Annotated in this window: 24 protein-coding genes; 9 read left to right on the top strand and 15 right to left on the bottom strand. The window is 68.8% G+C overall.

Translation table 11 applies throughout. The features are described from left to right. Positions 1–15 precede the first annotated feature (15 nt). Both FDP22_RS21060 and FDP22_RS21065 read right to left on the bottom strand, forming a co-directional pair. Positions 16–2,298 (bottom strand): putative bifunctional diguanylate cyclase/phosphodiesterase, encoded by a 2,283-nt coding sequence (locus FDP22_RS21060; protein ID WP_138576146.1) that lies wholly within the window; start codon positions 2,296–2,298, stop codon positions 16–18. Between the two features lie 80 nt (positions 2,299–2,378). Further along, positions 2,379–3,002, bottom strand: coding sequence for a TetR/AcrR family transcriptional regulator (locus FDP22_RS21065; protein WP_239032013.1), 624 nt, complete (start codon positions 3,000–3,002; stop codon positions 2,379–2,381). Between the two features lie 135 nt (positions 3,003–3,137). Between FDP22_RS21065 and FDP22_RS21070 the strand changes: the two genes are divergently transcribed. Together FDP22_RS21070 and FDP22_RS21075 are read left to right on the top strand one after the other, a co-directional pair. After that, positions 3,138–3,710 (top strand): hydrolase, encoded by a 573-nt coding sequence (locus FDP22_RS21070; RefSeq protein ID WP_138576148.1) that lies wholly within the window; start codon positions 3,138–3,140, stop codon positions 3,708–3,710. 8 nt (positions 3,711–3,718) lie between these two features. After that, on the top strand, positions 3,719–4,834 hold the full coding sequence (locus tag FDP22_RS21075) for an AbrB family transcriptional regulator (RefSeq protein WP_138576149.1): 1,116 nt from the start codon (positions 3,719–3,721) through the stop codon (positions 4,832–4,834). Positions 4,835–5,068: 234 nt separating this feature from the next. Here the strand turns inward: FDP22_RS21075 and FDP22_RS21080 are convergent, their stop codons facing one another. The 5 genes from FDP22_RS21080 to FDP22_RS21100 form a co-directional block, all read right to left on the bottom strand. Then, positions 5,069–6,340, bottom strand: coding sequence for a TRAP transporter large permease (locus FDP22_RS21080; protein ID WP_138576150.1), 1,272 nt, complete (start codon positions 6,338–6,340; stop codon positions 5,069–5,071). Beyond that, complete coding sequence (locus FDP22_RS21085) at positions 6,337–6,810, bottom strand: TRAP transporter small permease (RefSeq protein WP_138576151.1); 474 nt, start codon at positions 6,808–6,810, stop codon at positions 6,337–6,339. Before FDP22_RS21085 ends, FDP22_RS21080 begins: the two co-directional genes overlap by 4 nt. 72 nt (positions 6,811–6,882) lie before the next feature. Beyond that, positions 6,883–7,857, bottom strand: a complete 975-nt coding sequence (locus tag FDP22_RS21090) for a C4-dicarboxylate TRAP transporter substrate-binding protein (protein WP_138576152.1) — start codon at positions 7,855–7,857, stop codon at positions 6,883–6,885. A gap of 223 nt (positions 7,858–8,080) precedes the next feature. Further along, positions 8,081–8,791, bottom strand: coding sequence for a FadR/GntR family transcriptional regulator (locus FDP22_RS21095; RefSeq protein WP_138576153.1), 711 nt, complete (start codon positions 8,789–8,791; stop codon positions 8,081–8,083). Between the two features lie 145 nt (positions 8,792–8,936). Beyond that, positions 8,937–9,848, bottom strand: a complete 912-nt coding sequence (locus FDP22_RS21100) for a GntR family transcriptional regulator (protein ID WP_138576154.1) — start codon at positions 9,846–9,848, stop codon at positions 8,937–8,939. Between the two features lie 150 nt (positions 9,849–9,998). On the opposite strand from FDP22_RS21100, the gene FDP22_RS21105 reads away from it, so the two are divergent. The 4 genes from FDP22_RS21105 to FDP22_RS21120 are packed head-to-tail and all read left to right on the top strand — an operon-like array spanning position 9,999 to position 14,557. Continuing rightward, positions 9,999–10,994: a zinc-binding alcohol dehydrogenase family protein gene (locus tag FDP22_RS21105; RefSeq protein ID WP_170317837.1), complete on the top strand. Its 996-nt coding sequence runs from the start codon at positions 9,999–10,001 to the stop codon at positions 10,992–10,994. Positions 10,995–11,031: 37 nt separating this feature from the next. Next, a complete protein-coding gene (locus FDP22_RS21110; RefSeq protein ID WP_138576156.1) occupies positions 11,032–12,135 on the top strand; it encodes a mannitol dehydrogenase family protein in 1,104 nt (367 codons plus the stop codon). Next, positions 12,132–13,634, top strand: a complete 1,503-nt coding sequence (locus tag FDP22_RS21115) for a UxaA family hydrolase (protein ID WP_138576157.1) — start codon at positions 12,132–12,134, stop codon at positions 13,632–13,634. The genes FDP22_RS21110 and FDP22_RS21115 overlap by 4 nt, the downstream gene beginning before the upstream one ends. Further along, positions 13,631–14,557, top strand: coding sequence for a sugar kinase (locus FDP22_RS21120; protein ID WP_239032014.1), 927 nt, complete (start codon positions 13,631–13,633; stop codon positions 14,555–14,557). The genes FDP22_RS21115 and FDP22_RS21120 overlap by 4 nt, the downstream gene beginning before the upstream one ends. Positions 14,558–14,612: 55 nt before the next feature. Here the strand turns inward: FDP22_RS21120 and FDP22_RS21125 are convergent, their stop codons facing one another. Then, positions 14,613–14,774 carry an aa3-type cytochrome c oxidase subunit IV gene (locus tag FDP22_RS21125; RefSeq protein ID WP_138576158.1) on the bottom strand — a complete coding sequence of 54 codons (162 nt, stop codon included), beginning with the start codon at positions 14,772–14,774 and terminating at the stop codon, positions 14,613–14,615. A 186-nt stretch (positions 14,775–14,960) separates the two neighbouring features. On the opposite strand from FDP22_RS21125, the gene FDP22_RS21130 reads away from it, so the two are divergent. Further along, positions 14,961–15,842, top strand: coding sequence for a LysR family transcriptional regulator (locus FDP22_RS21130; RefSeq protein WP_138576159.1), 882 nt, complete (start codon positions 14,961–14,963; stop codon positions 15,840–15,842). Continuing rightward, positions 15,839–16,993 (top strand): TDT family transporter, encoded by a 1,155-nt coding sequence (locus tag FDP22_RS21135; protein ID WP_138576160.1) that lies wholly within the window; start codon positions 15,839–15,841, stop codon positions 16,991–16,993. The genes FDP22_RS21130 and FDP22_RS21135 overlap by 4 nt, the downstream gene beginning before the upstream one ends. Before the next feature lie 45 nt (positions 16,994–17,038). Here the strand turns inward: FDP22_RS21135 and FDP22_RS21140 are convergent, their stop codons facing one another. The 7 genes from FDP22_RS21140 to cyoA all read right to left on the bottom strand — a co-directional run bounded on the left by FDP22_RS21140 (position 17,039) and on the right by cyoA (position 22,317). After that, complete coding sequence (locus tag FDP22_RS21140; protein WP_138576161.1) at positions 17,039–17,458, bottom strand: GFA family protein; 420 nt, start codon at positions 17,456–17,458, stop codon at positions 17,039–17,041. Positions 17,459–17,519: 61 nt separating this feature from the next. Beyond that, positions 17,520–17,966 (bottom strand): SRPBCC family protein, encoded by a 447-nt coding sequence (locus FDP22_RS21145; protein WP_138576162.1) that lies wholly within the window; start codon positions 17,964–17,966, stop codon positions 17,520–17,522. Next, complete coding sequence (locus FDP22_RS21150; RefSeq protein WP_138576163.1) at positions 17,963–18,283, bottom strand: ArsR/SmtB family transcription factor; 321 nt, start codon at positions 18,281–18,283, stop codon at positions 17,963–17,965. Before FDP22_RS21150 ends, FDP22_RS21145 begins: the two co-directional genes overlap by 4 nt. 187 nt (positions 18,284–18,470) lie before the next feature. Beyond that, positions 18,471–18,833 carry a cytochrome o ubiquinol oxidase subunit IV gene (gene cyoD, locus FDP22_RS21155; protein ID WP_138576164.1) on the bottom strand — a complete coding sequence of 121 codons (363 nt, stop codon included), beginning with the start codon at positions 18,831–18,833 and terminating at the stop codon, positions 18,471–18,473. Next, positions 18,833–19,462, bottom strand: a complete 630-nt coding sequence (cyoC, locus tag FDP22_RS21160) for a cytochrome o ubiquinol oxidase subunit III (RefSeq protein WP_138576165.1) — start codon at positions 19,460–19,462, stop codon at positions 18,833–18,835. The genes cyoD and cyoC overlap by 1 nt, the downstream gene beginning before the upstream one ends. 2 nt (positions 19,463–19,464) lie before the next feature. Further along, positions 19,465–21,438 (bottom strand): cytochrome o ubiquinol oxidase subunit I, encoded by a 1,974-nt coding sequence (gene cyoB, locus FDP22_RS21165; protein WP_138576166.1) that lies wholly within the window; start codon positions 21,436–21,438, stop codon positions 19,465–19,467. 15 nt (positions 21,439–21,453) lie between these two features. Further along, on the bottom strand, positions 21,454–22,317 hold the full coding sequence (gene cyoA / locus FDP22_RS21170) for a ubiquinol oxidase subunit II (RefSeq protein ID WP_138576167.1): 864 nt from the start codon (positions 22,315–22,317) through the stop codon (positions 21,454–21,456). Between the two features lie 709 nt (positions 22,318–23,026). Between cyoA and FDP22_RS21175 the strand changes: the two genes are divergently transcribed. Further along, positions 23,027–24,064, top strand: a complete 1,038-nt coding sequence (locus FDP22_RS21175) for a LacI family DNA-binding transcriptional regulator (RefSeq protein WP_138576168.1) — start codon at positions 23,027–23,029, stop codon at positions 24,062–24,064. The last annotated feature ends 57 nt before the right edge of the window (positions 24,065–24,121 follow it).

Below are 24,121 nucleotides of genomic sequence, written 5' to 3' on the forward strand. Positions count from 1 at the left end.
ACGTCGCGGCGCAGGCTAACCCGGGCCGGCCATGTCACCCACCGGGCCGCACAGCCGCACCTCCGGCGCGGCGTCCCGCGCCCGGGCCTGCACCAGCGCGCAGGCATGCTCCCGCGACAGCGCCTCGGAGAAGAGGAAGCCCTGCACGCTGTCGCAGCCGAGCGCGTCGATCTGCGCGTTCTGCTCCTCGGTTTCCACCCCCTCGGCGGTGGTCTCCAGCACGGTGGCATGGGCGAGATCGATGATGGCGCGCACGATCGCCGCGTCGTTCGCGGAGCGGCCGAGCGCCTGGATGAAGCTGCGGTCGATCTTGATCCGGTCCACCTCCAGGCTCTGCAGCCGGCCGAGGTTGGAGAATCCGGTGCCGAAATCGTCGATCACCAGCCGCACGCCCATGCGCCGCAGCACCTGCAGGGTTTCGGCATGCACGCCCGGCGAATCGATCATCGCGCTCTCGGTGAGTTCGAGCTCCAGCCGCTCCGCAGGCAGGCCGGCGTTCCCCATCAGCTCCGCGAGGCGGCTGGCGTAGCTCGGGTCGCGCAGTTCCAGCGCCGAGACGTTCACCGAGATGGTGAGCCCCGGCCAGCCCGCCGCGGTGCGGCAGGCCTCCGCCATCACCCAGCCGCCGATCTCCTCGATCAGCCCGATGTCCTCGGCGATCGGGATGAACACCTCCGGTGAGATCGCCCCCCGCTCCGGGTGGTTCCAGCGCAACAGCGCCTCGAATCCGGTGAGCACGCGGCTGCGTGTCGCGAAGATCGGCTGGTAGTAGACGGCCAGTTGCCCGCCCGCGCGCAGGGCGGCGCGCAGGTCCGTCTCGATGCGGCGGCGCTCCTGCAGCAGGGCGTCCATGTCCTGCGTGTAGACCACGCACCGGTTGCGGCCGAGCGACTTGGCCCGGTACAGCGCCACATCGGCCCGGCGCACCAGTTCGTTGCGCCCGGGGCCGCCGCTCCAGGCGATCGCGTAGCCGATGCTCACCCCGATGAACACCTGATTGCCCTCGATGGAGAAGGGCTCGCGGGCCGAATCGACGATCCGCTCGCACAGGTGCAGCACATGCGCCTCCTCCGTCACGCCCGCCATCACGATGGCGAATTCATCGCCGCCGAACCGGGCCACGGTGTCCGTCTCGCGGATGAGGCGTTGCAGGCGGTTGCCGACCTCCTGGATCAGCCGGTCGCCGGCGGGGTGGCCCAGCGTGTCGTTCACCCGCTTGAAATGGTCGAGGTCGACGTAGAGCAGCGCCGTTCCGCCGGGGCCGGAGAGGCTGCTCCGCAGCGCACGTTCCAGGCGCGTGACGAACATCGCGCGGTTGGGCAGGCCGGTCAGCGTGTCATGCAGCGCCATGTAATGCATCCGGGCCTCCGTGGCGCTCAGCGCGGCCGAGCGGCGGTAGAGCAGCCAGAGAAACAGGCACAGGCCCAGAATGGCGATGGCGCAGAGCCCGGCGAGCACCGGCATCAGGTTGCGGAACACCGCCTGGCCCGGCAGCATGGGCCGCCAGGTGAAGTAGCCCAGGGTGGTGCCCCCGTCATCGGCAAGGGCGAAGCTCTGCAGGCCGCTCGCGATGCCGGAGGTATCGGTCACGAAACCCAGGTCGCGGAACAGGTAACGCTCGCCCAGGTTCTCCAGGAAGCTGCCATCGAGGTATCGCACCGCGACGTGGACGAATTCCTGCCCCAACGGCTCCCCGATCGTGCCGGTATCCGAAATCACCGGCTTCGCGCTGACGATCGCCGGATGGCCGCGCACGATCGCGAGATCGGAGGCGCCGACACTGTCCATCTTCTCGCCGATGTCGGAGGGGTCGGCCTTGCGGCGCAGGGCGCGCACCGCCTCGACCAGCGGCAGGACCTCGGCGGCGACGCCGGAGAACACCTGCGGCGGCAGCCGCCGGGTGCCCTCGGAGGCGAAGACCGGCCGGTTCTCCGGGTCGAGGACATAGACGGAATCATGCCCGAAATACGTGCTCAGCCAGCTTCCGAGGTTCCCGTCGATCCATTCGACATCGGTGCCGTCGCGCAGCTTCAGCACCGAATCGTCCCAGAACGTGACACTCTCCTGCTCATGGGCGATCGCCTCGGTCATGTCGGTCACGGCCATGTTGAACAGGCGGCGCTGGCCTTCCGTCGCGAAGCGGTCCGCCTCGCGCGTGGACCAGACGAGCAGCAGAACGGCTGCCGCGCTGACAATTGCAGCGAGGATGAGGGTGGGCACCACCCGCCCGAAGATGAACCCCCGGGTACTGAACTGGTTTTGCCCCGGTTCCGGGGCCGGCTCATTTCCCGCCGTCACGTTCGTTCCTTTCCGGGTCACACGCCATGAGAAACCCGCAGCGGTCGCTCGGATTTAGCACAGTTGCAGCCAGCACACCCTCAATGCGCGAAACCAGTGAACAAATTGTCAGCAGGTGTGGCCGCTTCGAGCCGTTCAAGCGCGGCGGCGAGCAGGTTCTGCGCCTCGGCGCGCAGGTCCCGGTCCAGCGGCGCGGGTTCGCGCGCCGCAAGTGGGACCGCCTTGGAGATGTGCAGCAGCAGGGCGGCGGCGGCGGCGCGGCGCGGCGCGGGCAGGCCCGGGGCCCGCGCCGCGAGCATGGCGTTCACGTGGCCGCGCATTAGCGCGCGCAGGTGCAGGCGGCGGTCGACCGCGTCGCGGCTCGCGTCGAGCAGGGCGAGGGCCACCGCCCGGTCCTCGCCCAGGTCGGTCATCAGCGCCACCCATTGCGCCGCGAGCTCCGGCGCGGAGAGGCCGGCGCTGCGTGCGGCGAGCGCGCCGAGGTCCGCGTCCACCCGCTCGGCATAGCGCGACAGCAGCGCATCGGCGAGCGCGGATTTCTCCGGGAAGAAGCGGTAGAGCGAGCCCACCGCGGTTCCGGAACTCCGCGCGATCTCGCTCATCGTCGCGCCGGCGTAGCCCTTCTGCGCAAAGATCTGCGCGGCAGCGGAGAGGATGGCCTCCACCCGTTCGCGCCCCCTGCGCCGTTTCGGGGCAACTGCCATTGACTTCGGGGCGGACATCCTCACCTATTCCGCTATGCGAGACTTTCCTCGCATAACACCCTCTCCGCGACCTGTCATCCGCCATGACACGGCCATCCGCATCGGGCTCCGCGGCCCGCGCTCCAAGGTTCCAGCATGATCACACTTGCCCCCGCCGCCACCGCCCTCGTCCTGATCGACCTGCAGGAAGGCATCCTCGGGATGCCGCTGGCACCGCGCTCCGGCGCCGAGGTGCTGGCGGCGGGGCGGGAGATGGCCGCGCGGTTCCGCGCCGCGGGGGCGCCGGTGGTGCTGGTGCGCGTCGGCTGGGCGGCGGACTTCGCCGATGCCCCGCCCCGCGCCGTCGACCAGCCGATGCAACTGCCCCGGGGCGGGCTGCCGGAGAGCTGGTCCGCGCTCGCCGAGGGGCTGGCGCAGCCCGGCGACATTCTGGTGACCAAGCGGCACTGGGGCGCCTTCCACGGCACCGACCTGGACCTGCAGCTCCGGCGGCGCGGCGTGCGCAGCATCGTCCTGGGCGGGATCGCGACGAATTTCGGTGTCGAATCCACCGCGCGCGCCGCCTGGGAGCATGGCTATGACGTGGTGCTGGCCGAGGACCTGTGCACCAGCGCCGCCGCGGAGCTGCACGAGATGAGCGTCACCCGCATCCTGCCGCGCATTGCCCGGGTGTCTGCCGCCGCCGGGGTCCGGCTGGCGGCGGCGTGAGGCCGGGGATGACCGGCGGCGCCACGCCTCCCCCTCCCGCCTCGCGGCTGGCCCGCCAGCCGCTGGCGGCGCAGATGCTCCTGCTGGTGCTGCTGTCGGTGGCGGTGGTGGCACTGATGGAGCTGCTGCACCTGCCCGCAGCCCTGCTGCTGGGCCCGATGATCGCGGCCATCGTGATGGCCTCCGGCGAGGGGCGGGTGCGGATTCCGCGGCTGCCCTTCCAGCTGGCGCAGGGGGTGATCGGCTGCATGATCGCCCGGGTGATCAGCCCGGACACGCTCTCCGAGGTGCTGGCGGACTGGCCGATCTTCCTCGCCGGCGTGGTTTCGGTGATCGCGGCCAGCGCGATCCTCGGCTGGCTCCTCGCGCGGGCGCAGGTGTTGCCGGGCACCACGGCGGTCTGGGGCTCGGCGCCCGGGGCGGCCTCGGCCATGGTGTTCATGGCCGAGGCGCATGGGGCCGACGTGCGGCTGGTTGCCTTCATGCAATACCTGCGCGTGGTGCTGGTGGCCGCCGCGGCCTCCGGCGTGGCGCGGATCTGGATCGGGGCCAGCGGCGGGGCGCCAGCGCCCGAATGGTTCCCCGAAACGGACTGGCTCGCCCTGGCGCAGACCCTCGCGCTCGCCTGGGGCTGCGTGGCGGTCTCGGTGGTGCTGCGCTTTCCCTCCGGCCCGTTCCTGCTGCCGCTGGTGCTGGGCGTGGCGCTGCAGGCCTTCGGGCTGATCCGGATCGAGCTGCCGCTCTGGCTGCTGGCGGGAAGCTATGCGCTGGTGGGCTGGAGCATCGGGCTGCGCTTCACCCGGACCATCCTGCGCCACGCGATGCGCGCCCTGCCGCGGCTGGTCGCCTCCATCCTGCTGCTGCTGGCCATCTGCGGCGGCTTCGCGGCGGTGCTGGTGGTGTTCGCCGGGGTCGATCCGCTCACCGCCTATCTCGCCACCAGCCCCGGCGGCGCGGATTCGGTGGCGATCATCGCCGCGTCGAGCGAGGCGGAGGTGGACGTGCCCTTCGTGATGGCCATGCAGACCACGCGGTTCCTGGTGGTGCTCGTCACCGGCCCGGCGCTGGCGCGGATCATCGCGCGCATGGTGACCCGGCGCCTCGCGGCCGCCGACGCAGGCTGACACCGGGCGCTCGCGCGGGAGGAGAGGCCCGCCCCGCAGGGGCGAGGGCCGACGAACTCCCCTCCCGCCCCGGGAGGGGATGAGGAGGGCCTTCCCCGCGATGGTCCCGGGCTCGATGGGGGGAGGCGGCGCCCCGGCCGGCGTGGTGCGGTCCGCGCGGGCGTGGCAGAGACGGCCCCTCCGCGCGGCCCGCCGCGGGGGGACCGGGCGGGAGCGCTCCCGCCCGGCCACGGCTCACACGAAGGCAAGCGAGAGCGCCGGCACCAGCGTCACCAGCAGCAGCGCCACGATCAGCGCCGCGAAGAACGGCCAGCCCCGGCGCATGAACTCCGGAATCGACACGTTCGTCAGGCTGCACACCAGCAGCATCACCGTGCCCACGGGGGGCGTCAGCGTGCCCACCGACAGGTTCAGGATCATCACGATGCCGAAATGCACCGGGTCGATCCCGAGCTGCTTGACCACCGGCAGCAGCAGCGGCACCAGGATGATCATCAGCGCCGTGCCCTCGATGAACATGCCCAGCACCAGCAGCAGCACGTTCACGATGAGCAGGAACACGATCGGATTGTCGGTGAGGCCGGTGACGAACTCCGCCATGCCCACGCCGGCGCGCTCCATGGAGAAGATCCAGGCCAGCGCCGAGCTGGTCATGATCACCAGCAGCACCGCCGAGGTCTGCCGCGCCGTCTCCGACAGGGCGGAGCCCACGTCGGCGAGGTTCATGCGCCGGTAGAGGAAGAAGCCGATCAGCAGTGTCACCACCACGGCCACGGCACCCGCCTCGGTGGGGGTGAACACCGAGAGGCGGATGCCACCGATCACCACCAGCACCAGGAACAGCGCCGGCCAGGCCAGCAGCAGCGTGCGCCCCGTCTCGGCCATGCTGGGCCGCGCGGTGCGGGTGGGCCTGTAGCCCTCGTGCCTGGCCACGAAATAGGTCGTCACCAGCAGCAGCGCCGCGCAGAGCAGCCCGGGCAGGATGCCGGCCACGAACATCGAGCCGATGGAGACATTCGCGATCAGCCCGTAGATGATCAGCGCGATGCCCGGCGGGATGATGGGCGTGATCAGCGAGGAGGCCGCGGTGAGCGCCGCCGCCGTGCCGCGGTTGTAGCCCTCCTTCTCCATCTCCGGCACGATCATCCGGCACATCATGCCGGCATCCGCCAGGTTGGAGGCCGAGAGCCCGCCCATCAGCGTGGAGAGCATCACGTTGGTGAGGCCGAGCCCGCCGGTGAAGCGGCCCACCAGCAGGTCCGCCACCTTCAGCAGCCGCTCGGCGATGCCGGTGGAGCCCAGCAGCGTGCCCAGCAGCACGAAGAAGGGAATGGCCAGCAGCGAGGCGTTCTGCGTCGGCGCGATGATGCGCTGCACGGCAATCTGCAGCGGCATGGAGGCGAAGAACACGAAGTAGATCAGCACTGCCGCGAACATCGCGAGGTAGAGCCGCATGTTCAGCGCGAACAGGCCGAACATGATGGGGATGATTACAAACCAGGTCATTCGGTGTCAGCCCCTCCGGCGACGATACGGGCCTTGCGCACCAGCGCGGCGATCACGAAGAGCGCGATGCCCGCGGCCCCCACGGTGAGCGCGATGTCGAGCCAGAACCAGGAGATGCGCAGGATCTGGGTGGACTTGTACTTCGCGGATCCCGCCAGCTCCCAGGACAGCCAGCCCATGGCGCCGAGCAGCCCCAGCGAGGCCAGCCCCACCACGATGCCGACCAGGGCTTCCGCCCGCCGGGGCAGCACGGCGACGATGAAATCGATGGTCAGGTGCTGCTTGTCGCGCTCGCAGGCAATGGCCCCGATCATCACGATCCAGACCATCAGCAGGCCCGAGATCTCCTCGGTCCATTGCAGCGGCGCGCCGGCGATGTAGCGCATGCCCACCGAGGCGACCGTGGTGCCCACCAGGACGACGAGCAGCAGCGAGGCGACGAGAACCGCCAGCTGTCCGATATACTTCATGGAATTATCCGATCGTTGAAGGAAAACGGGCGGGCCCGGCAGGGCCCGCCCGGAGCGGTCTCAGCGGAGCGCTCAGTCCTTGAGCTGGGCCTGGATCTCCTCGTAGAGGCCCTCGGACCACTCGGGGAATTCCTTGTAGACGGCCATGGCCTTCTCGCGGAACGGGGCGATGTCCGGGTAGATCACGGTCACGCCCTGGGCCTTCATGTCCTCGATGATCTTCTCGTCCTGCGAGGCGGCGAGCTCCTGGCTGTAGAGGCCGGCCTGGTAGCCGGTGTCATGCAGCATCTGCACCACTGCGGGGTCCAGGGTGGAGAAGAACGCCTCTCCCCCCAGCCACAGCGAGGTGTTGTTGAGGTAGGAGATCATCGAGAGATACTTGGCCTGCTCGTGCAGCTTCTGGCCGTAGAGCACCGGCAGCGGGTTCTCCACGCCGTCGATCACGCCCTGGGTGAGCGCGGGATACACGTCGCCCAGCGGCATCGGGGTGGGCGTGCCGCCCATCGCCTCGATGGCGCGGATCTGCATGATGTTGTTGGGGGTGCGGATCTTCATCCCCTCCAGGTCGGCCGGGGTCTCCACCGGCTTGTTCGCCAGAAGCTGGCGCGTGCCGTAGAGGTAGTTGTTGATCACGATGTGCACGCCCTTCTCGCGCAGCTCGGCGTCCTTCTGCTTGAACCAGTCGCTGCCGTAGATGTTGAAGAGCTGCTGCGGGCTGTCCGTCAGATAGGGGCCGAAGAGGATGCCCAGGTCCGGGTCGTAATCGGTGAGGAAGCCCACGTCGGCGATGGTCACCACGTTCACGCCCAGCAGGGCCTGTTCGATCACGTCCTGCTTCGCGCCAAGCTGCGAGGACGGGTAGAGCTCCAGCTCCACGTCGCCGCCGGAGGCCTCGTGCACGAGGTCCTTCCAGCGGTGCATCACCATGTCCACCGGCTCGCCCGGGTTGTTCTCATAGGCGACCTTGAGGGTCACGCTCTGGGCGAAGGCCGGTGCGGCAAGCACGGCAAGCGCTGCGGTGGCAAGGCCGAATGCGAAAGATTTCATAAGGTTCCTCCCGAAGGGATGGTCGTGTGTTGGCTCGAGGCCGGGCACGGGGCCCGGTCGCCCGCCGGAACCCCTGCACGCAGGCGCCCCGGGCGGGAGTGTTGCGCGCCTGACGGGCGGTCGGGCGCGATGGCGGGCCGGCAGGCCCCGGCGCGGGGGCCGGGGCACCGGGGCGCGGACGGACGGGGCCCTGCGTCGGGCCCGCCGGATGGCACTGCGCAGCTCATGCGTCGCGCTCCCCCGCGGCGGGAGCAGCGGGCGCGGCGGGCTGCTGCGTGGCGAGAACCTCGCCGGAATGGTCGAAATGGGTGTTCAGCGCCTCGGCGATGCCGGCGGCATCGCGCACCCGCGCGGCGGCGATGATGCGGGCATGCTGGTCATGCGCCTGGTCGGTGTCCGGCTTCCGGGTCTTGCCGACCTCGAGGTAGAATTTCAGCGGCATCGACATCACCTGGTACATCCGCTGCACCACGGCGTTGCGCGCGCCCAGCACCAGCCCGAGGTGGAAGGCGAAATCCGCCTCCGCCGCGTCATGCGCGGTAAGGGCGGAGGCCATCCGGGCGTTCTGCACCTCCAGCGCGGCCAGCTCCGCGTCGGTGATGCCGGCGGCGATGGCCCGGGCGGCGCCGGTCTCCACGATGCGGCGGAACTCCAGCACCTCGCGGTAGGCGGAGAGCGAGCGGTCGAAATGCTGGGTGAAGGCCTCGAACATCGGCTCGAACCCCGGGGTGCGCACGCGGGCGCCGCGCTGGGTCTTCTCGATGAGGGAATAGGCCTCGAGGTAGATCATCGTCTCGCGCATCGTGTTGCGCGCCACGCCGAACCGCTCCGCGAGCTCGCGCTCGGTGGGCAACATGTCACCCGGGGCATACTGCTCGGCGATCTCGCGCCTCAGCAGCTCCAGGACGTGGCCCACGGCCGTTTTCCGACTCATGCCTCCGGTTCCTCCCGCAGCCGACCCGGGCAGCTTCCGTGCCTCTGGTCCTATTGTTGGACCAGTGACTACCGGTGATTCGCGCTTTGGTCAAGTTTCGGAAAGGGGGTCCGGGGGGACAGAATATTGCGATCAGGTTAACGACTCAGGGCAGAACCGCCTCGTCCTCGCCCCATTTCACCGAGCGCAGCAAGGTGTGGCGGGCCGTGCGCAGGTGATCCTCCAGCCCGCGCAGCACCGCGGCCGGGTCCCGCGCGTCCAGGGCGGTGAGGATGGCCATGTGCTCCAGGGCCGCGGCATGGTTGCGCTCGGCCTCATCGCGCTTGTTCCAGCGGTAATGATAATGGACCACCATGGCGATCATCCGGTTGAAGTCGGTGATGAACCGGTTGCCGGCGGCGGTGCAGATCATCCGGTGGAACCGCTCGTCCAGCGGGGGGAAATCCAGCACGTCCGTCTCGCCGGAGATCAGCCGGCAATGCTCCTCCGTCACCTGCTCCAGCCGCTCCCAGTGCGGATGGCCGGAGGGCAGGTCCAGGAAGGCGCGGGCGGCGCGCAGCTCGTACATCTCGCGGATGTCGAACATCTCCTGCGCGAAATCCCGGGTGAACCCCTCCAGCACCCAGTGCCGGTTCGGCCGCTTGGAGATCAGCCCGAAGCGCGCGAAGCGGATGAGGAACTCGCGCAGCGCCGCGGCGGAGACGTTGAAGCGCCGGGCCAGGTCCGCCTCGTTGAGCGTGGTGCCGGGGGCGAGATCGCCCTTCAGGATCCATTCCATGAAGGCCGCCTCGATGCGCCCGGCGGTGGAACTGGTCTCCTCAGGGCCGAACCGGTCCGCACCGCGCGGCCGGCGCAACAGTGTCTTGTGGCGCCCCTCCCAGGAGACGATGCCCCGCTCCGACAGCCGCGCCAGCACGGCGCGCACCGTGGTGCGGCTGACGCCGAGCGTCTCGGCCATCCGCGTCTCCGGGCCCAGCACCATGCCCGGGCTCAGACGGCCCAGGTCCTCCAGGCAGCGGTTGAACACATCCTTGAAGACCTTGTTGTCTCTGGCCATGGACCATGTCTCCGGCGGGCTCGGGAAAGGGGCCGGCATCTCTCCCACAAAAAACAATTGACGAAAAGGGTTTTTAATAAATAAAAGACCAAAACTGGCGCGGTCGGGATCGAGCGCGCCTCCGCACACGAAGGACATTCCGACATGACGATGAAAGCGCTCCTCTGCGAGCAGCCGGGCACGCTGACCCTTACCGAACGCCCCCGCCCCGCGGCCGCCGCCGGAAAGCTGCGCGTGAAGGTCGAATACATCGGCATCTGCGGAACCGACTACCACATCTACGGCGGCCAGCAGCCCTTCCTGCAGTACCCCCGGGTGATGGGCCACGAACTCTCCGGCCGCGCGATGGAGGCCTCCGCCGACGGGCGCATCAAGGAAGGTGACCTGGTGGTGGTGAACCCCTACCTCGTCTGCGGCACCTGCCATGCCTGCGAGATCGGCAAGCCCAACTGCTGCCAGAACATCGCCGTGCTGGGCGTGCACACCGACGGCGGCATGTGCGAGGAGATCGTGGTGCCGGAAGCCAACCTCTACCCGGTCGAGGGCATGGAGGCGAAGGCGGCGGCGATGGTCGAGTTCCTCGCCATCGGCGCGCATGGCGTGCGGCGCTCGAAGCTCGCCAAGGGCTCGAAGGCGCTGGTGGTGGGCGCGGGCCCGATCGGCATCGGTGCCGCCCTCTTCGCCGCGATCGAGGGCGCCGAGATCACCCTGAAGGACACGTCCGAGGCGCGTCTCGCCCTCGCCGCCAAGGTGCTGCCTTCCGCGAAGACGGAGCTCGCGAAGCCGGCCGACCAGTCCGACGACCTGCTCTCCTACGACACGGTGTTCGACGCCACCGGCAACATCCACGCGATGAACGCGGGCCTGAACTACCTCGCGCATGGCGGCTCCTACGTGCTGCTCTCGGTGGTGAAGGGCGACCTCTCCTTCGCAGACCCCGAGTTCCACAAGCGCGAGACCACGCTCATCGGCTCCCGCAACGCGCTGAAGGCGGATTTCGACCACGTGCTGGCCTGCATCCGCGACGGCCTCGTTCCGAGCGACGCGCTCGCCACCCACGAGACCTCCTTCGAGGACGCGGTGACCAACCTGCCCGAGTGGGCGAATGACCGTGGCACGCTGATCAAGGCGCTGATCCGCGTCTGATCTCCCGCTCCTCCAGCGACACGAAAAGGCCAGAGGCTTGAAAACTCCCGTACTCCAGTTCGGCACCAGCCGCTTCCTGCAGGCCCATGCCGACCTGTTCTTCGCCGAGGCCGAAACGCCCCTGGCCGTCACCGTGGTGCAATCCTCCGGAGACGCTTCGCGCGCGAAACGTCTGGCCGCCCTCGCGGCGCCGGAGGGCTATCCGGTCCGCATCCGCGGGCTGGAGGAGGGCCGCGTCATCGACGAGGAGCGCCGGGTCATCTCGGTGAAGCGCACGCTCTCCACCGCGACGGACTGGGAAGAGGTGACGCGCGTCTTCATCGAGGAGGCCGAGATCGTCATCTCCAACACCGGAGACGCGGGCTATGCCCCGCAGCCGGAGGACGGCGCCCCGGCCTTCACCCAGGCGATGAGCTTCCCCGCGAAGCTCTGCCACCTGCTCGCCGCCCGCTTTGCCGCCGGCGCCGAGCCGCTCATCGTGATGCCGATGGAACTGGTGCCCGAGAACGGCCGGGTGCTGCGTGCCCGGGTGCTGGAGATCGCCGCGGCGAACGCGGCCTCCCCCGCGCTGACGGACTGGATCGGCCAGCAGGTGATCTGGGCCTCCAGCCTGGTGGACCGCATCGTCTCCGAGCCGCTGGAGCCCGCCGGCGCCGTGGCCGAGCCCTACGCGCTCTGGGCCATCGAGGCCGCGCCCGGCCTCTCCGCGCCTTGCGTGCACCCTTGCGTGCAGCTCGTGCCCGACCTGGAGGAGATCGAGCGGCTGAAGCTGCACATCCTCAACCTCGGACATACGTCTCTGGTGGACATGTGGCAGCGCCGGGGGGCGGAGGCGGGCGCCGTGGTGCGCGACTTCATCGCCATCCCGGAGGTGCGCGCCGAACTGGACGCGATCTTCGCCGAGGAGGTCATCCCCGGCTTCGCCGCGGCCGGCCGGGGCGCGCAGGCGGAAGCCTATCTCGCCACCACGCTGGAGCGCTTCGCGAACCCGTTCCTCGACCACCGCATCTCCGACATCGCCCAGAACCACGCCCAGAAGGTGGCGCGCCGCATCACCGCCTTCGTGGACTGGGCAGCAGCCAATGGCGGCCCGGCCGGAATGCCCCGGCTCGCGGCCATCACAGCAAGGTCAGGCCAATGACACTCCTCGTGCGCGACAGCATGCATCTCAATTCCGCCGACAACGTGGCCGTGGCGCTTCGTGCGCTCAAGGCCGGCGAGACGGTGGACGGAACCCCCCTCCTCACCGACGTGCCCATGGGCCACAAGTTCGCCGTGCGGCCGGTGCCCAAGGGCAGCCCGGTGGTGAAATACGGCCAGGTGATGGCCACCGCCACCGCAGACATCGCCACGGGCGAGCATGTCCATGTGCAGAACTGCGCCATGGCCGAGGAGCATTCCACCGAATCCGAGCAGCGCGGGCAGATGCATGCGAAGCCCGAGCGCACCAGTTTCGAGGGCTTCCTGCGCCCCGACGGCCGCGCCGGCACGCGCAACTACATCGGCATTCTCGCCTCGGTGAACTGCTCCTCGACCGTCTGCGGCGCCATCGCGGCGGAGGCGAACCGGCTGCTGAAGCCGAAATACCCCGGGGTGGACGGCTTCGCCCCCATCGTGCACGACCAGGGCTGCGGCATGGCGGGCTCGGGTGAAGGCTTCGACACGCTGGTGCGCACCCTCAAGGGCTACCGCGACCACCCGAATTTCGCCGGCGTGCTCATCGTCGGCCTCGGCTGCGAGGTGAACCAGCTCACGCTCTACAAGCGCGATGACTGGACCCGCGAGCGGTTCCAGACCTTCAACATCCAGGAGGTCGGCGGCTCCGCCTCCGCCGTGCGCCGCGCGGTGGAGCTGCTGGAGCCCATCGCCGAGGCCGCGAACCGCGACGTGCGCGAGACGCTGCCGGTCTCGCTGCTCACGCTGGGCATGCAGTGCGGCGGCTCGGACGGGTTCTCCGGCATCTCGGCGAACCCCGCCCTGGGCGTGGCCTCGGACATGCTGGTGGCCGCGGGCGGCACTTCCATCCTGTCGGAAACCCCGGAGATCTTCGGCGCCGAGCACCTGCTCATCGCGAGAGCCGACCCGGAGACCGGCGCGAAGATCGCCGGCATGATCGACTGGTGGCGGGCCTACGCGGCGCGCAACGGCGCCTCGCTGGACAACAACCCCTCCCCCGGCAACAAGCGCGGCGGCCTCACCACCATCCTGGAGAAGTCGCTGGGTGCGGTGGCCAAGGGCGGGCTCTCGCCGCTCTCGGGCGCCTATGCCTATGCCGAGCGCATCGACCGGCCCGGCTTCGTCTACATGGACAGCCCGGGCTATGACCCGGTGGCGGCCACCGGCCAGGTGGCGAGCGGGGCGAACATCATCGCCTTCACCACCGGGCGCGGCTCCTGCTTCGGCGCGAAGCCCGCGCCCTCGGTGAAGCTTGCCTCCAACGGTGCGCTGTTCCGCTCCATGCCCGAGGACATGGACATCAACTGCGGCACCATCCTGGAGGAGGGCGCGAGCCTGGAGGAGGTGGGCCGGCAGATCTACGATTTCCTGCTCGACACCGCGTCCGGGCGGAAGACTCTCTCCGAGGAGTTCGGCTACGGTGACAACGAGTTTGTCCCGTGGAAGATCGGAGCCGTCCTGTGACCATACCTTCCGTCGCCTGCATCGGCGAGGCCATGCTGGAACTCTCCGGCGAAACCGGCGCGGAGCCCCTGCGCCTGACCAACGCCTTCGCCGGCGACACGCTGAACACCGCCGTCTATCTCGCCCGCCTCGGCCTGGGCGAAGTGGCCTATGTCACCCTGCTGGGCCAGGACGCGGTGTCGGATTCGATGCTGCGCTTCATGGCCGCCGAGGGGCTGTCGACCGAGCATGTCGGCCGCCACCCGGACCGGCTGCCCGGCATCTACATGATCGAGAACGAGCCGGACGGCGAGCGGCACTTCCGCTACTGGCGCGACGCCGCCGCCGCCCGCCGCCTGTTCACCGGCGAGGCCGGGCCGCGCCCGGAGGACCTCTCCAGCTACGGGCTGATCTATCTCTCCGGCATCTCCGTGGCGATCCTGTCGGAGGAGGCGCGCGCGGCGCTGCTCGCCTTCCTGCCCGGATACCGCGCGGGCGGCGGTCGCTTCGCCTTCGACAGCAACTACCGCCCGCGGCTCTGGTCCTCCGCCGCCGAGGCGCGCGAGGTGCTGGCGCGGTTCTGGGCCGAGGCGGACATCGCCCTGCCCTCCATCGATGACGAGATCGCGCTGCACGGCGGCGGCGAGGCCGGGGTGCTGGCCCGCTTCGGCGCGCTCACCGGCGCCGAGGTGCTGATCAAGCGCGGTGCGGACGGGCCGCTCGCGCTCACCGGCGGCCAGGTGCAGGCGCTCGCGCCCTTCCCGCGCGCCGAGCGTGTGGTCGACACGACGGGTGCCGGCGACAGTTTCAACGCGGGCTATCTGGCGGCCCGGCTCTCGGGCGCCGACATCGCCACCTCCGCCGCGCGGGCGCATGCGCTCTCGATGGAGGTGATCGGCCATCGCGGCGCCATCCTGCCGCGCAGGAGCCCCCAGCCCGCCTGACGCGGCAGGACAGCCGCTCCTCTCATGCGCCGCGCCCGGAGCCCCGGGCGCGGCCTCAGCTGTTGACCAGCGCCAGGAACAGCAGGCCCAGGAAGATCACCCCCACGGCCCATTGCGTGAGGCGGATGAAGGCGTGGAACGTGTGCTGCTGCTGGGTGATGTCCCGGCCGCCATGCGCATCGTCATGGTCGGCTCCGGTGTGCGGCTGAAGGGCCATGGCCCGTCTCCCTTGCCAGGTGCGGGGCCGCGGAATGCGTCCCGCAAGGCCGAAACGCCGATCGGGGCCCGCGGGTTCCCTTGCCGTGCCATCAATCGTATTTTCCGGTCATATCGATCTGATCAATTTGTTTGAACGATTGGTCCGAGAGGACTACCTGTCATCGCGACAGGCAGGGAGCCTCCGATGACCCTCGAACAATTGCGCATCTTCATCGCCGTGGCCGAGCTCGAGCACATGACCCGGGCAGCCGACGTGCTGCACCTGTCGCAATCGGCGGTGAGCGCGGCCATCGCCACGCTGGAGGACCGCCACGGCGTGGCGCTGTTCCACCGGGTGGGGCGGCGCATCGAGCTCACGGAGATCGGCGCGGCGTTCCTCGGGGAGGCGCGCGCCGTGCTGGCCCGGGCGGAGGCGGCGGAGCAGGTGCTGGGCGAATTCGGCGGGCTGGTGCGCGGGCGGCTGCGGCTGGTCGCCAGCCAGACCATCGCCGGCTACTGGCTGCCCGGGGTGCTGGCGCGCTTTCGGGCCCGCTACCCGCGCATCGACATCACCCTCGCCATCGCCAACAGCGAGGGCGCGGCGGCGCAGGCGGAGAGCGGCGAGGCCGAGCTGGGCTTCGTCGAGGGCAGGATCCACGCGCCCGCGCTGAGCCAGCAGGCCGTGGCGCAGGACCGGCTGGTGCTGATCGCGCCGCCGGGCATGGCGGTTCCGGAGCGGGTGGACGCGGGCTGGCTGGCGCGCGCGCCCTGGATCCTGCGCGAGCCGGGCTCGGGCACGCGCTCCTCGCTGGAGGAGATCCTGCGCAGCCGCGGCATCGACCCGGACAGCCAGACCGTCGCCCTCACCCTGCCGTCGAACGCCGGCGTGCTCTCGGCGGTGGAAGCCGGCGCCGGGGTGGCGGTGCTCTCCGAGCGCGTGGTGGCCCGGGCGGTGGCCGGCGGCTCGGTGCGCGCGCTGGAGGCGGACCTGCCGGCCCGCGCCTTCCACGCCCTGCGCCACCGCGACCGCAGCCGCAGCCGCGCCGCCGGCGCCTTGCTCGACCTCATCCGGGAGATGACATCATGACCAGGTTCGCTCTCGCCGCGGCACGGCTGCGGCCGTTCTCCGCGCTCGAACACCCGCGCGAAGTGATCCGCCAGTTCACCCCGAACTGGTTCGCCGTCACCATGGGCACCGGCGTCGTCGCCCTCGCCCTGCCGCAGATCCCCGGAGCCGGGCCGGCGCTGATGCCGGTGGCCGAGGCGATCTGGCAGGCGGACATCGGGCTCTTCACCCTGTTCGCGCTGCTCTACGCCCTGCGCTGGATCCTGTTCCCGCAGGAGGCGCGGCGGATCTTCGGGCATGGCGTGGTGTCGATGTTCCTCGGCACCATCCCGATGGGCTTCGCCACCCTGATCAACGGGCTCATCGTGTTCGGCCTGCCGCGCTGGGGCGCGCAGGTGGTGCCGCTGGCCGAGGCGCTGTGGTGGCTGGACGCGGCCATGGCACTGGCCTGCGGCGTGGGCGTGCCCTTCCTGATGTTCTCGCGCCAGGAGCACCGGTTCGACACGATGACCGCGGTCTGGCTGCTCCCGGTGGTGGCGGCGGAGGTGGCGGCGGCGAGCGGCGGGCTCATCGCCCCGCATCTCGCGGACCCGGCCTCGGCCTATGCCATGCTGGTCGCCTCCTACGCGCTCTGGGCCTGCTCGGTGCCGGTGGCCTTCGCGATGATCACCATGCTGATGCTGCGCATGGCGCTGCACAAGCTGCCCGACGAGAGCATGGCGGCCACGAGCTGGCTCGCCCTCGGGCCGATCGGCACCGGGGCGCTGGGGATGCTGGTGCTGGGCGCCGACGCGCCGGCGATCTTCGCCGCGCAGGGGCTGGCGGGCGTGGGAGAGATCGCCTCGGGCCTCGGCGTGCTGCTCGGCCTCGTGCTCTGGGGGTTCGGGATGTGGTGGTTCCTGCTGGCCACGCTGATCACCTGCCACCACCTGCGCCGGGGCATTCCGTTCAACCTCGGAGCCTGGGGCTACACCTTCCCGATCGGGGTCTACACCCTCGCCACCTTCCGGCTGGGCGACACGCTCGGCCTCGCGGTCTTCGACCTGGCGGGCACGGTGCTGGCAACCGGGCTGACGCTGCTCTGGCTCTGGGTGGCCGGGCAGACCCTGCGCGGCGGCTGGTGCGGCAGGCTCTTCGTCTCGCCCTGCATCGCCGGGCTGCGCAGGGGCTGACACCGCACGGGGCCGGGGCCCGCCTTCCGGGGGAGCCCGCCCGGGTCAGCCCGGCGGGCCTTCGGGCAGCGCGCTCAGGGCGGGGTCCTGCCAGTCCCACTCCATGGCGCGCACGGCGTAGGTGCGCAGGGTGGGGCGGAAGGCCTCCGGCGCGTCCAGGCTGCCGGCATGCACGGCGGTGATGCCCGGTTGCGCGGCGAAATGCACGTGGGTGGGCGTGCCGCAGGTGGGGCAGAAGGCGTGGATCTTCTCCGCCCCGCTGTCCCCCGCGACGCGCCAGGTGCGGGGGGTGCCGGTGAGGCGCACCGCCCCCTCCCCCGCGAAGACGAGATAGGAGGAATGGCCGGTTCCGCTGCGCATCCGGCAGTGCCGGCACTGGCAGTGCAGCGCGGCCACCGGCGCGCCGGCCGCCGTGTAGCGGAGGGCGCCGCAGGCGCAGCCGCCGGTGAGGGATGTATCGCTCATGTCCTTGCTCCTGACGGGGTTTCTGACGGAGATCCGGAGGGAACTTCCGGCGCGGGAGGGTTCAGAGCGCCATGCCCCGGCCGGTTTCGAGCAGGGATTTCAGGCTGGAGAGCACCTTCGGCCAGCCCCTGCTGATGCCCGCAAGCATGCCGCCGCCGGGCTCCAGATCCTCATGGGTGACGGTGAGCCGGACCATCTCGCCCTCCGGCACGATATCGAAGGTCACGCGGCTGTACTGGTCCGGCTCCTGCCGCCGGCTCTCGTTCGCCCAGCTCAGCACCAGCCGGCGGGGCGGATCGCTCTCGATCACCTCGCCCACAAGGTCCACCGTGCGCGCCGCATCGAGGCGCACGTGCTGCCAGGCGGCGCCGGGTGTCCAGCTGTCGGATACGTTCTCGTGGCCCCAGTAGCGGCGCGCCACCTCGGGCCGGGTGATAGCCTCGAACACCTTCTCCGGCCTGGTGCGGATGTAGGTGACATAGACGAAACTGGCGGATCTGTCGGTCATTCCTGCGTCCCTTCGAGCTCTGTCCTGAGGTCGTGCAGAAGGCGCAGACGGCCCTCCTCGAACTTCCGGATCCAGCGCTCGTAGACCTCGTGGAGCGGGACCGGGTTGATGAAATGCAGCTTCTCGCGCCCGCGACGCACCGTGCTCACGAGGTTGGCCTGCTCCAGCAGCGTCAGGTGCTGGGTCACGGACTGGCGGGTGATGTCCATGCCCTCGCAGAGCTGGCCCAGGGTCTGGCCGTTGCGGTCGCAGAGCCTGTCGAGCAGCTGCCTGCGCCCGGGGTCCGCCAGCGCCCTGAACACCTTGTCATCATCCATCCGTGTCTCCGCCTGCTTCGAAGACAGAATATGCAGGTATCTGACTGCCTGTCAAGACATGCAGGCAATTGACTGCATGTTTCGGAAGCCCGCGCGCCGGCCCGGAACGCGAAAAGGGCGGCACCGGGGGTGCCGCCCTTTCGCATCGGGGAGAAGCGGGCCGGGCGCCGGCGCCCTGCCCCGCGCCTCAGCGCATGTTCTCTTTCATCATGTGGTCGACCATCATGTCGGGCGGCATCATGTTCGTGTTCAGGTGATACATGATCCACAGCGACCCGCCGACGAAGAGCGCCACGACCGTGATCGTGAACACGAAGGACAGCAGCGTCCAGCCGCCCTTCTTCGTGAAGTCGAGGTGCAGGAAGTAGACGAGATGCACCACGACCTGGATCACTGCGAGCAGCGCGATGGCGAACAGGGCGGTCTCGGTCTCGAACATGCCCGTCGCCACGATGAGGAACGGGATGACGGTGAGGCCGAAGGCCAGGCTCAGACCCGTGACGAGGATCTGCTGGGTGCCGTGGCCGTGAGACGAACCGGAACCGGACATCAGAGGGCTCCTTTCAGGTAGACGAGCGTGAACACGCAGATCCACACCACGTCGAGGAAGTGCCAGAACATGCTGAAGGTCATCAGCCGGCGGGCCATGAACCCGCCCACGCCGAAGCGCTTCACCTGGAACATCAGCACGGCCATCCAGATGAGACCGGCGGTGACGTGCACACCATGCGTGCCCACCAGCGTGAAGAACGCCGAGAGGAAGGCACTGCGCTGCGGGCCCGCGCCCTCTTCGATGAGGTGCGTGAACTCGTAGAGCTCCATGCCGATGAAGCAGGCGCCGAGCACGAAGGTGACCTTGAGCCAGAGCGACACGCGGTCGGTGTCGCCCCGGTCCGCGGCAAGCATCGCCATGCCGCAGGTGCCCGAGGAGGCGAGCAGGAACATCGTCTCCACGAAGACGAAGCCCAGTTCGAAAATCTCCCGGCTGGTGGGGCCACCGTCGGTGGCGCCCGAGAGCACGGCGTAGGTGGCAAAGAGCGATGCGAAGATGATGCAGTCGCTCATGAGGTAGATCCAGAAGCCGAGCTGGGTGGTCCCGTCGACGTCGTGGTGGTGATCATCCTCGTGGTGGACCGCGGCGCCGGGAGCGCCGTGGTGGGAGAGAGTGGAAGAGCTCATGATCAAGCCTCCATCATCGGCCGCGGCGCGGTGAGCGCCTCGATGCGGGCGACCTCCTCGGCGGGCACGTCATAGTCACGATCGGTGGAGAAGGTATGCGTCACCGCGGTCACGAACGCGATGAGCCCACCGGCGATGGCCAGCCACCAGATGTGCCAGACCAGCGCGAACCCGATGACCAGGAACAGCATGGCCACGATGAAACCGGTGCCGGTGTTCTTGGGCATGTGGATCGGCCCGTAGGGCTTCACCGGGCCCTTGCGGTTGCGCTGCTTGGTGCTCCAGTAGGCGTCAAGGTCGGTCACCTCGGGCTCCTCCGCGAAGTTGTAGAACGGCGGGGGCGAGGACACGGACCACTCCAGCGTGCGGCCGTTCCAGGGGTCGCCCGTGGTGTCCCGCAGGGCTTCGCGCTGACGGACGCTCACGATGAGCTGCAGAACCTGCAGGCAGACGCCGCAGAGGATGATCACCGCGCCGAAGGCGGCGACGATCAGCCAGGGCTGCCAGTCCGGGTTATCGTAATGGTTCATGCGGCGGGTCATCCCCATGAAGCCCAGGATGTAGAGCGGCATGAAGGCGAAGTAGAAGCCGACGATCCAGCAGAAGAACGACGCCTTGCCGAGGCCCTCGTGGAGCTTGAAGCCCCAGACCTTCGGGAACCAGTAGGCGAAGCCCGCCATGCAGCCGAACACCACGCCGCCGATGATCACGTTATGGAAATGCGCGATCAGGAACAGCGAGTTGTGCAGCTGGAAGTCCGCGCCGGGCACGGCGAGAAGCACGCCGGTCATGCCGCCGATGGTGAAGGTGATCATGAACCCGATGGTCCAGAGCACCGGCACCGTGAGGCGCACGCGGCCGCGATACATGGTGAACAGCCAGTTGAAGATCTTCACGCCCGTGGGGATGGAGATGATCATCGTGGTGATGCCGAAGACGGCGTTCACGTCCGCGCCCGAGCCCATGGTGAAGAAGTGGTGCACCCAGACGAGGAAGCTGAGCACGCCGATGGCGATCGTGGCGTAGACCATCGACTTGTAGCCGAACAGCGGCTTGCCGGAGAAGGTGGAGATCACCTCCGAGAACACGCCGAAGGCCGGCAGGATCAGGATGTAGACCTCCGGATGGCCCCAGGCCCAGATGAGGTTGATGTACATCATCGGGTTGCCGCCGCCGTCCACGGTGAAGAAGTGGAAGCCGAGGTAGCGGTCGAGGGTCAGCAGCGCGAGGGTTGCGGTCAGGATCGGGAAGGAGGCCACGATCAGCACGTTGGCGACCAGGGTCGTCCATGTGAAGACCGGCAGGCGCATCATTGTCATGCCGCGGGCACGCATCTTCAGGATGGTCGCGATCAGGTTCACACCTGACAACGTTGTCCCGATGCCCGAGATCTGCAGCGCCCAGATGTAATAGTCCACACCGACGTCACTGCTGTATCCCAGCTCCGACAGCGGCGGGTAGGCCAGCCAGCCGGTCTTGGCGAATTCGCCGACGACCAGCGAGATGTTGATCAGGATGGCGCCGCCCGCGGTGAGCCAGAAGCTCATCGAGTTCAGGAACGGGAAGGCCACGTCACGCGCGCCGATCTGCAGCGGCATCACGATGTTCATGAGGCCGATGACGAAGGGCATGGCCATGAAGAAGATCATGATCACGCCATGGGCGGTGAAGATCTGGTCATAATGGTGCGGGGGCAGGATGCCCTCCGCGTCATTGGCCGCGATGGCCTGCTGGCTGCGCATCATCAGCGCGTCGGCGAAGCCGCGCAGCAGCATGATCTGGGCCAGGATGACATACATCACGCCGATCCGCTTGTGATCGACGGAGGTGAGCCATTCGCTCCACAGGTAGCGCCACTTGCCGAGATAGGTGATGAGGCCGAGGACCGCGGCGCCGACGATCGCGATCACCGCGGCGGTGACCATGATGATCGGCTCGTGCCACGGCACGGAATCTAGGGTGAGTTTTCCGAACATACGTGTGCTCCGTCTCTACGAGCGCGGCTCGACAGGGTGCGAGAGCACCATGTACTTGTTGCGGACGATGTCGTCGAAGAGGCCCGGGGTGACCTGGGCGAAGAACGACGCTTCGACCTTCGAGCTGGGCTGCGCGAGGGTTTCATAGCTCGGGCCATCGAGCGTGTTGTGACCGGCGTGAACCGTGTCGATCCAGGCGGAATAGGCCTCGTCGGAGACCGCGCGCACCTTGAACTGCATGTCCGAGAAACCGGCGCCGGAATAGTTGGCCGACAGGCCGTCGAAGGTGCCCTGCTCATTGGCGATGAGGTGGAGCTTGGTCTCCATTCCCGCCATGGCATAGATCTGACCGCCCAGTTCGGGGATCGAGAAGGAGTTCATCATCGCCGAGGAGGTGATGGAGAATGCCAGCGGCCGATCGGCCGGAACGACGATCTCGTTCACCGTGGCGATCCCCTCGTCGGGGTAGATGAACAGCCATTTCCAGTCGAGCGCGACGACCTGGATGTTGATCGGCTTGAGGTCGTGGTCGATCGGCTTGTAGGGGTCGAGGTCATGCGAGGAGTTCCAGGTGATCACGGCCAGGACGGCGATGATGACGCAGGGAACCGCCCAGACGACGGCCTCGATCTTGCCCGAATGCGACCAGTCGGGGAGGTAACCGCTGTGGCCTTCGCGGTCCCGGTAGCGCCAGGCGAACAGCAGGGTCATCACGATCACGGGGATCACGACGATCAGCATCAGCAGCGTGGCGGTGACGATGAGGTTTCGCTCTTCGATCCCGATCTGGCCCTTGGGGTCAAGTACCGGGAAACGACAGGCCGCAAGCAGCGGCAGGAGGGCGAGCAGGAAGGTGCGGCGCAGGATTCTGGCGATCATCCCTTCCCTCCCTTGCCCATCGCGCGCCGACCGAGCGGGAGCTGGGCGCGGAAAGTAGAATGGATTGTCATGTCACTTGACTCCGTCAGACTCGTTGGTCGCCGACGGCATGACGAACGGAGAGCATTTGGAAGCGCGTCGGGGACGCACAGGCAAATACGCGGCAAGAGCGTATCAAGGGCACAATCAGCGCGATTGTGTCGGGCAGATGCGGCTGTCTTGTCATCCGAACGCGGACCAGTTCTGCGACAGGGCATGAGCTACGCCCATCTCGCGGTCGCCGCAACGCCTACCTTGGATTGTGCGGCGCATTGTCGCGACATTTTCTTCGAGCCACTCGTCTAATTCGGGATTTTCAGGGGGAATCACTCACGCAAAAGACGCAATCCGGCGATTTGGTTCACATTTCCGGGAGGGGTTAACCGGACTCCGTGAAAATCACCCCGACTCACTAAGCCGACGGCCCGGATGCTGCGTTGCACCAATTCCCACTGACCGGCCCCGTCTGGCATGGCATTTGCCGCTTTTGATTGCGGACCGGCGCTGTTTTTCCGCGCCGCTTTGTATCCCTTCGCAATATGGGAATTGTGCATTGTGTGCATTTTTTGCGATACAATATCGGAGGCCCATGCGCACATGCGGGCCGGCGATTGCAATTTGCGCCGTGCCGCGCATCGGTCACACTGCAAGAAAATCAAGCAGGGATGGCATGAACCGCAAGTACCCAAGCATTCAGGATGTCGCGCGGCTCGCCGGCGTCTCCACCGCCACCGTAAGCCGCACGTTGTCCCGGCCGGAGCTGGTGACGGAAGCCACCCGCTCCGCGGTTCACATCGCCATCGAGGCTGCCGGCTACAAGCTGAGCCCCGCGCTCCACTCCCTGCAGCGCAGGACCACGGGCGGGGTGGTGGCGCTGGTGCCCAACCTCTCCAACCCGTTCTTCTGCAAGGTGCTGGACGGCATCACCTCCGTGCTCTCGCCCTCCGGCTACGCGCTGCTCGTGGCTGACACGACCACCCAAGGCTGCTCCACCGCCAACGGGCTGGCCGGATACATCGAGCAGGGCCGCGCGGACGGGCTCATCCTGCTCGACGGCTCGCTGGACCCGGCGCTGTTCAGCACCGGCAGCACCGCGCGCATGGCCCTGCCGCTGGTGCAGGTCGGCGAATGGATCGAGGGGCTCTCCGCCCCGCGGGTGAGCTCGGACAACCGCGAGGGCACGGGCATCGCCGTCCGCCACCTCGCCCGGCTCGGGCACCGCCGGATCGGCCATGTCACCGGGCCCGCCGGCAACGTGCTCACCGACGCGCGCAAGCGCGGGCTGAAGGACGCGCTGGCGGCCCTGGACCTGCCGTGCCGCAAGGAGTGGATGTTCGACGGCGACTTCAGCTTCGCCGCCGGCGTGCGCGCCGCCCGGGCCTGGACCGACCTCTCCGACCGCCCCACCGGCATGGTCTTCGCCAACGACGAGATGGCCTGCAGCTTCGTCTCCGAACTGCGGCGCGCCGGCTTCAGCGTGCCGGGCGACGTCTCCGTGATCGGCTTCGACGACATCGACCTCGGGACACATCTCTCCCCCGCGCTCACCACCCTGCGCCAGCCGCGCGCGGAGCTGGGCGCCCATGCCGCGCGGACCCTGCTCGAGCTGATGGCGAAGGGCTCCGGCGCGGGCTGCGCGGCGCTGGACCTGGTGCTGCCGGTCGAGCTGATCCTGCGCGAAAGCACCAGCGCACCGCCCTTCGCCTGACCTTCGCAGGTGCGGCCGTCTGACCATGTGGGGTTTGCGCAGCGCAAAATCGCGATA

Source organism: Paroceanicella profunda (assembly GCF_005887635.2).
In the GTDB taxonomy this organism is placed as follows: Bacteria; Pseudomonadota; Alphaproteobacteria; order Rhodobacterales; family Rhodobacteraceae; genus Paroceanicella; species Paroceanicella profunda.

What these genes read in the sequence shown, in the direction of transcription:
- FDP22_RS21065 (WP_239032013.1), bottom strand. Translation starts at nt 3,002, where the DNA reads ATGGCAGTTGCCCCGAAACGGCGCAGGGGGCGCGAACGGGTGGAGGCC.
- FDP22_RS21070 (WP_138576148.1), top strand. Translation starts at nt 3,138, where the DNA reads ATGATCACACTTGCCCCCGCCGCCACCGCCCTCGTCCTGATCGACCTG.
- FDP22_RS21075 (WP_138576149.1), top strand. Translation starts at nt 3,719, where the DNA reads ATGACCGGCGGCGCCACGCCTCCCCCTCCCGCCTCGCGGCTGGCCCGC.
- FDP22_RS21080 (WP_138576150.1), bottom strand. Translation starts at nt 6,340, where the DNA reads ATGACCTGGTTTGTAATCATCCCCATCATGTTCGGCCTGTTCGCGCTG.
- FDP22_RS21085 (WP_138576151.1), bottom strand. Translation starts at nt 6,810, where the DNA reads ATGAAGTATATCGGACAGCTGGCGGTTCTCGTCGCCTCGCTGCTGCTC.
- FDP22_RS21090 (WP_138576152.1), bottom strand. Translation starts at nt 7,857, where the DNA reads ATGAAATCTTTCGCATTCGGCCTTGCCACCGCAGCGCTTGCCGTGCTT.
- FDP22_RS21095 (WP_138576153.1), bottom strand. Translation starts at nt 8,791, where the DNA reads ATGAGTCGGAAAACGGCCGTGGGCCACGTCCTGGAGCTGCTGAGGCGC.
- FDP22_RS21100 (WP_138576154.1), bottom strand. Translation starts at nt 9,848, where the DNA reads ATGGCCAGAGACAACAAGGTCTTCAAGGATGTGTTCAACCGCTGCCTG.
- FDP22_RS21105 (WP_170317837.1), top strand. Translation starts at nt 9,999, where the DNA reads ATGAAAGCGCTCCTCTGCGAGCAGCCGGGCACGCTGACCCTTACCGAA.
- FDP22_RS21115 (WP_138576157.1), top strand. Translation starts at nt 12,132, where the DNA reads ATGACACTCCTCGTGCGCGACAGCATGCATCTCAATTCCGCCGACAAC.
- FDP22_RS21125 (WP_138576158.1), bottom strand. Translation starts at nt 14,774, where the DNA reads ATGGCCCTTCAGCCGCACACCGGAGCCGACCATGACGATGCGCATGGC.
- FDP22_RS21130 (WP_138576159.1), top strand. Translation starts at nt 14,961, where the DNA reads ATGACCCTCGAACAATTGCGCATCTTCATCGCCGTGGCCGAGCTCGAG.
- FDP22_RS21135 (WP_138576160.1), top strand. Translation starts at nt 15,839, where the DNA reads ATGACCAGGTTCGCTCTCGCCGCGGCACGGCTGCGGCCGTTCTCCGCG.
- FDP22_RS21140 (WP_138576161.1), bottom strand. Translation starts at nt 17,458, where the DNA reads ATGAGCGATACATCCCTCACCGGCGGCTGCGCCTGCGGCGCCCTCCGC.
- FDP22_RS21145 (WP_138576162.1), bottom strand. Translation starts at nt 17,966, where the DNA reads ATGACCGACAGATCCGCCAGTTTCGTCTATGTCACCTACATCCGCACC.
- FDP22_RS21150 (WP_138576163.1), bottom strand. Translation starts at nt 18,283, where the DNA reads ATGGATGATGACAAGGTGTTCAGGGCGCTGGCGGACCCCGGGCGCAGG.
- cyoD (WP_138576164.1), bottom strand. Translation starts at nt 18,833, where the DNA reads ATGTCCGGTTCCGGTTCGTCTCACGGCCACGGCACCCAGCAGATCCTC.
- cyoC (WP_138576165.1), bottom strand. Translation starts at nt 19,462, where the DNA reads ATGAGCTCTTCCACTCTCTCCCACCACGGCGCTCCCGGCGCCGCGGTC.
- cyoB (WP_138576166.1), bottom strand. Translation starts at nt 21,438, where the DNA reads ATGTTCGGAAAACTCACCCTAGATTCCGTGCCGTGGCACGAGCCGATC.
- cyoA (WP_138576167.1), bottom strand. Translation starts at nt 22,317, where the DNA reads ATGATCGCCAGAATCCTGCGCCGCACCTTCCTGCTCGCCCTCCTGCCG.
- FDP22_RS21175 (WP_138576168.1), top strand. Translation starts at nt 23,027, where the DNA reads ATGAACCGCAAGTACCCAAGCATTCAGGATGTCGCGCGGCTCGCCGGC.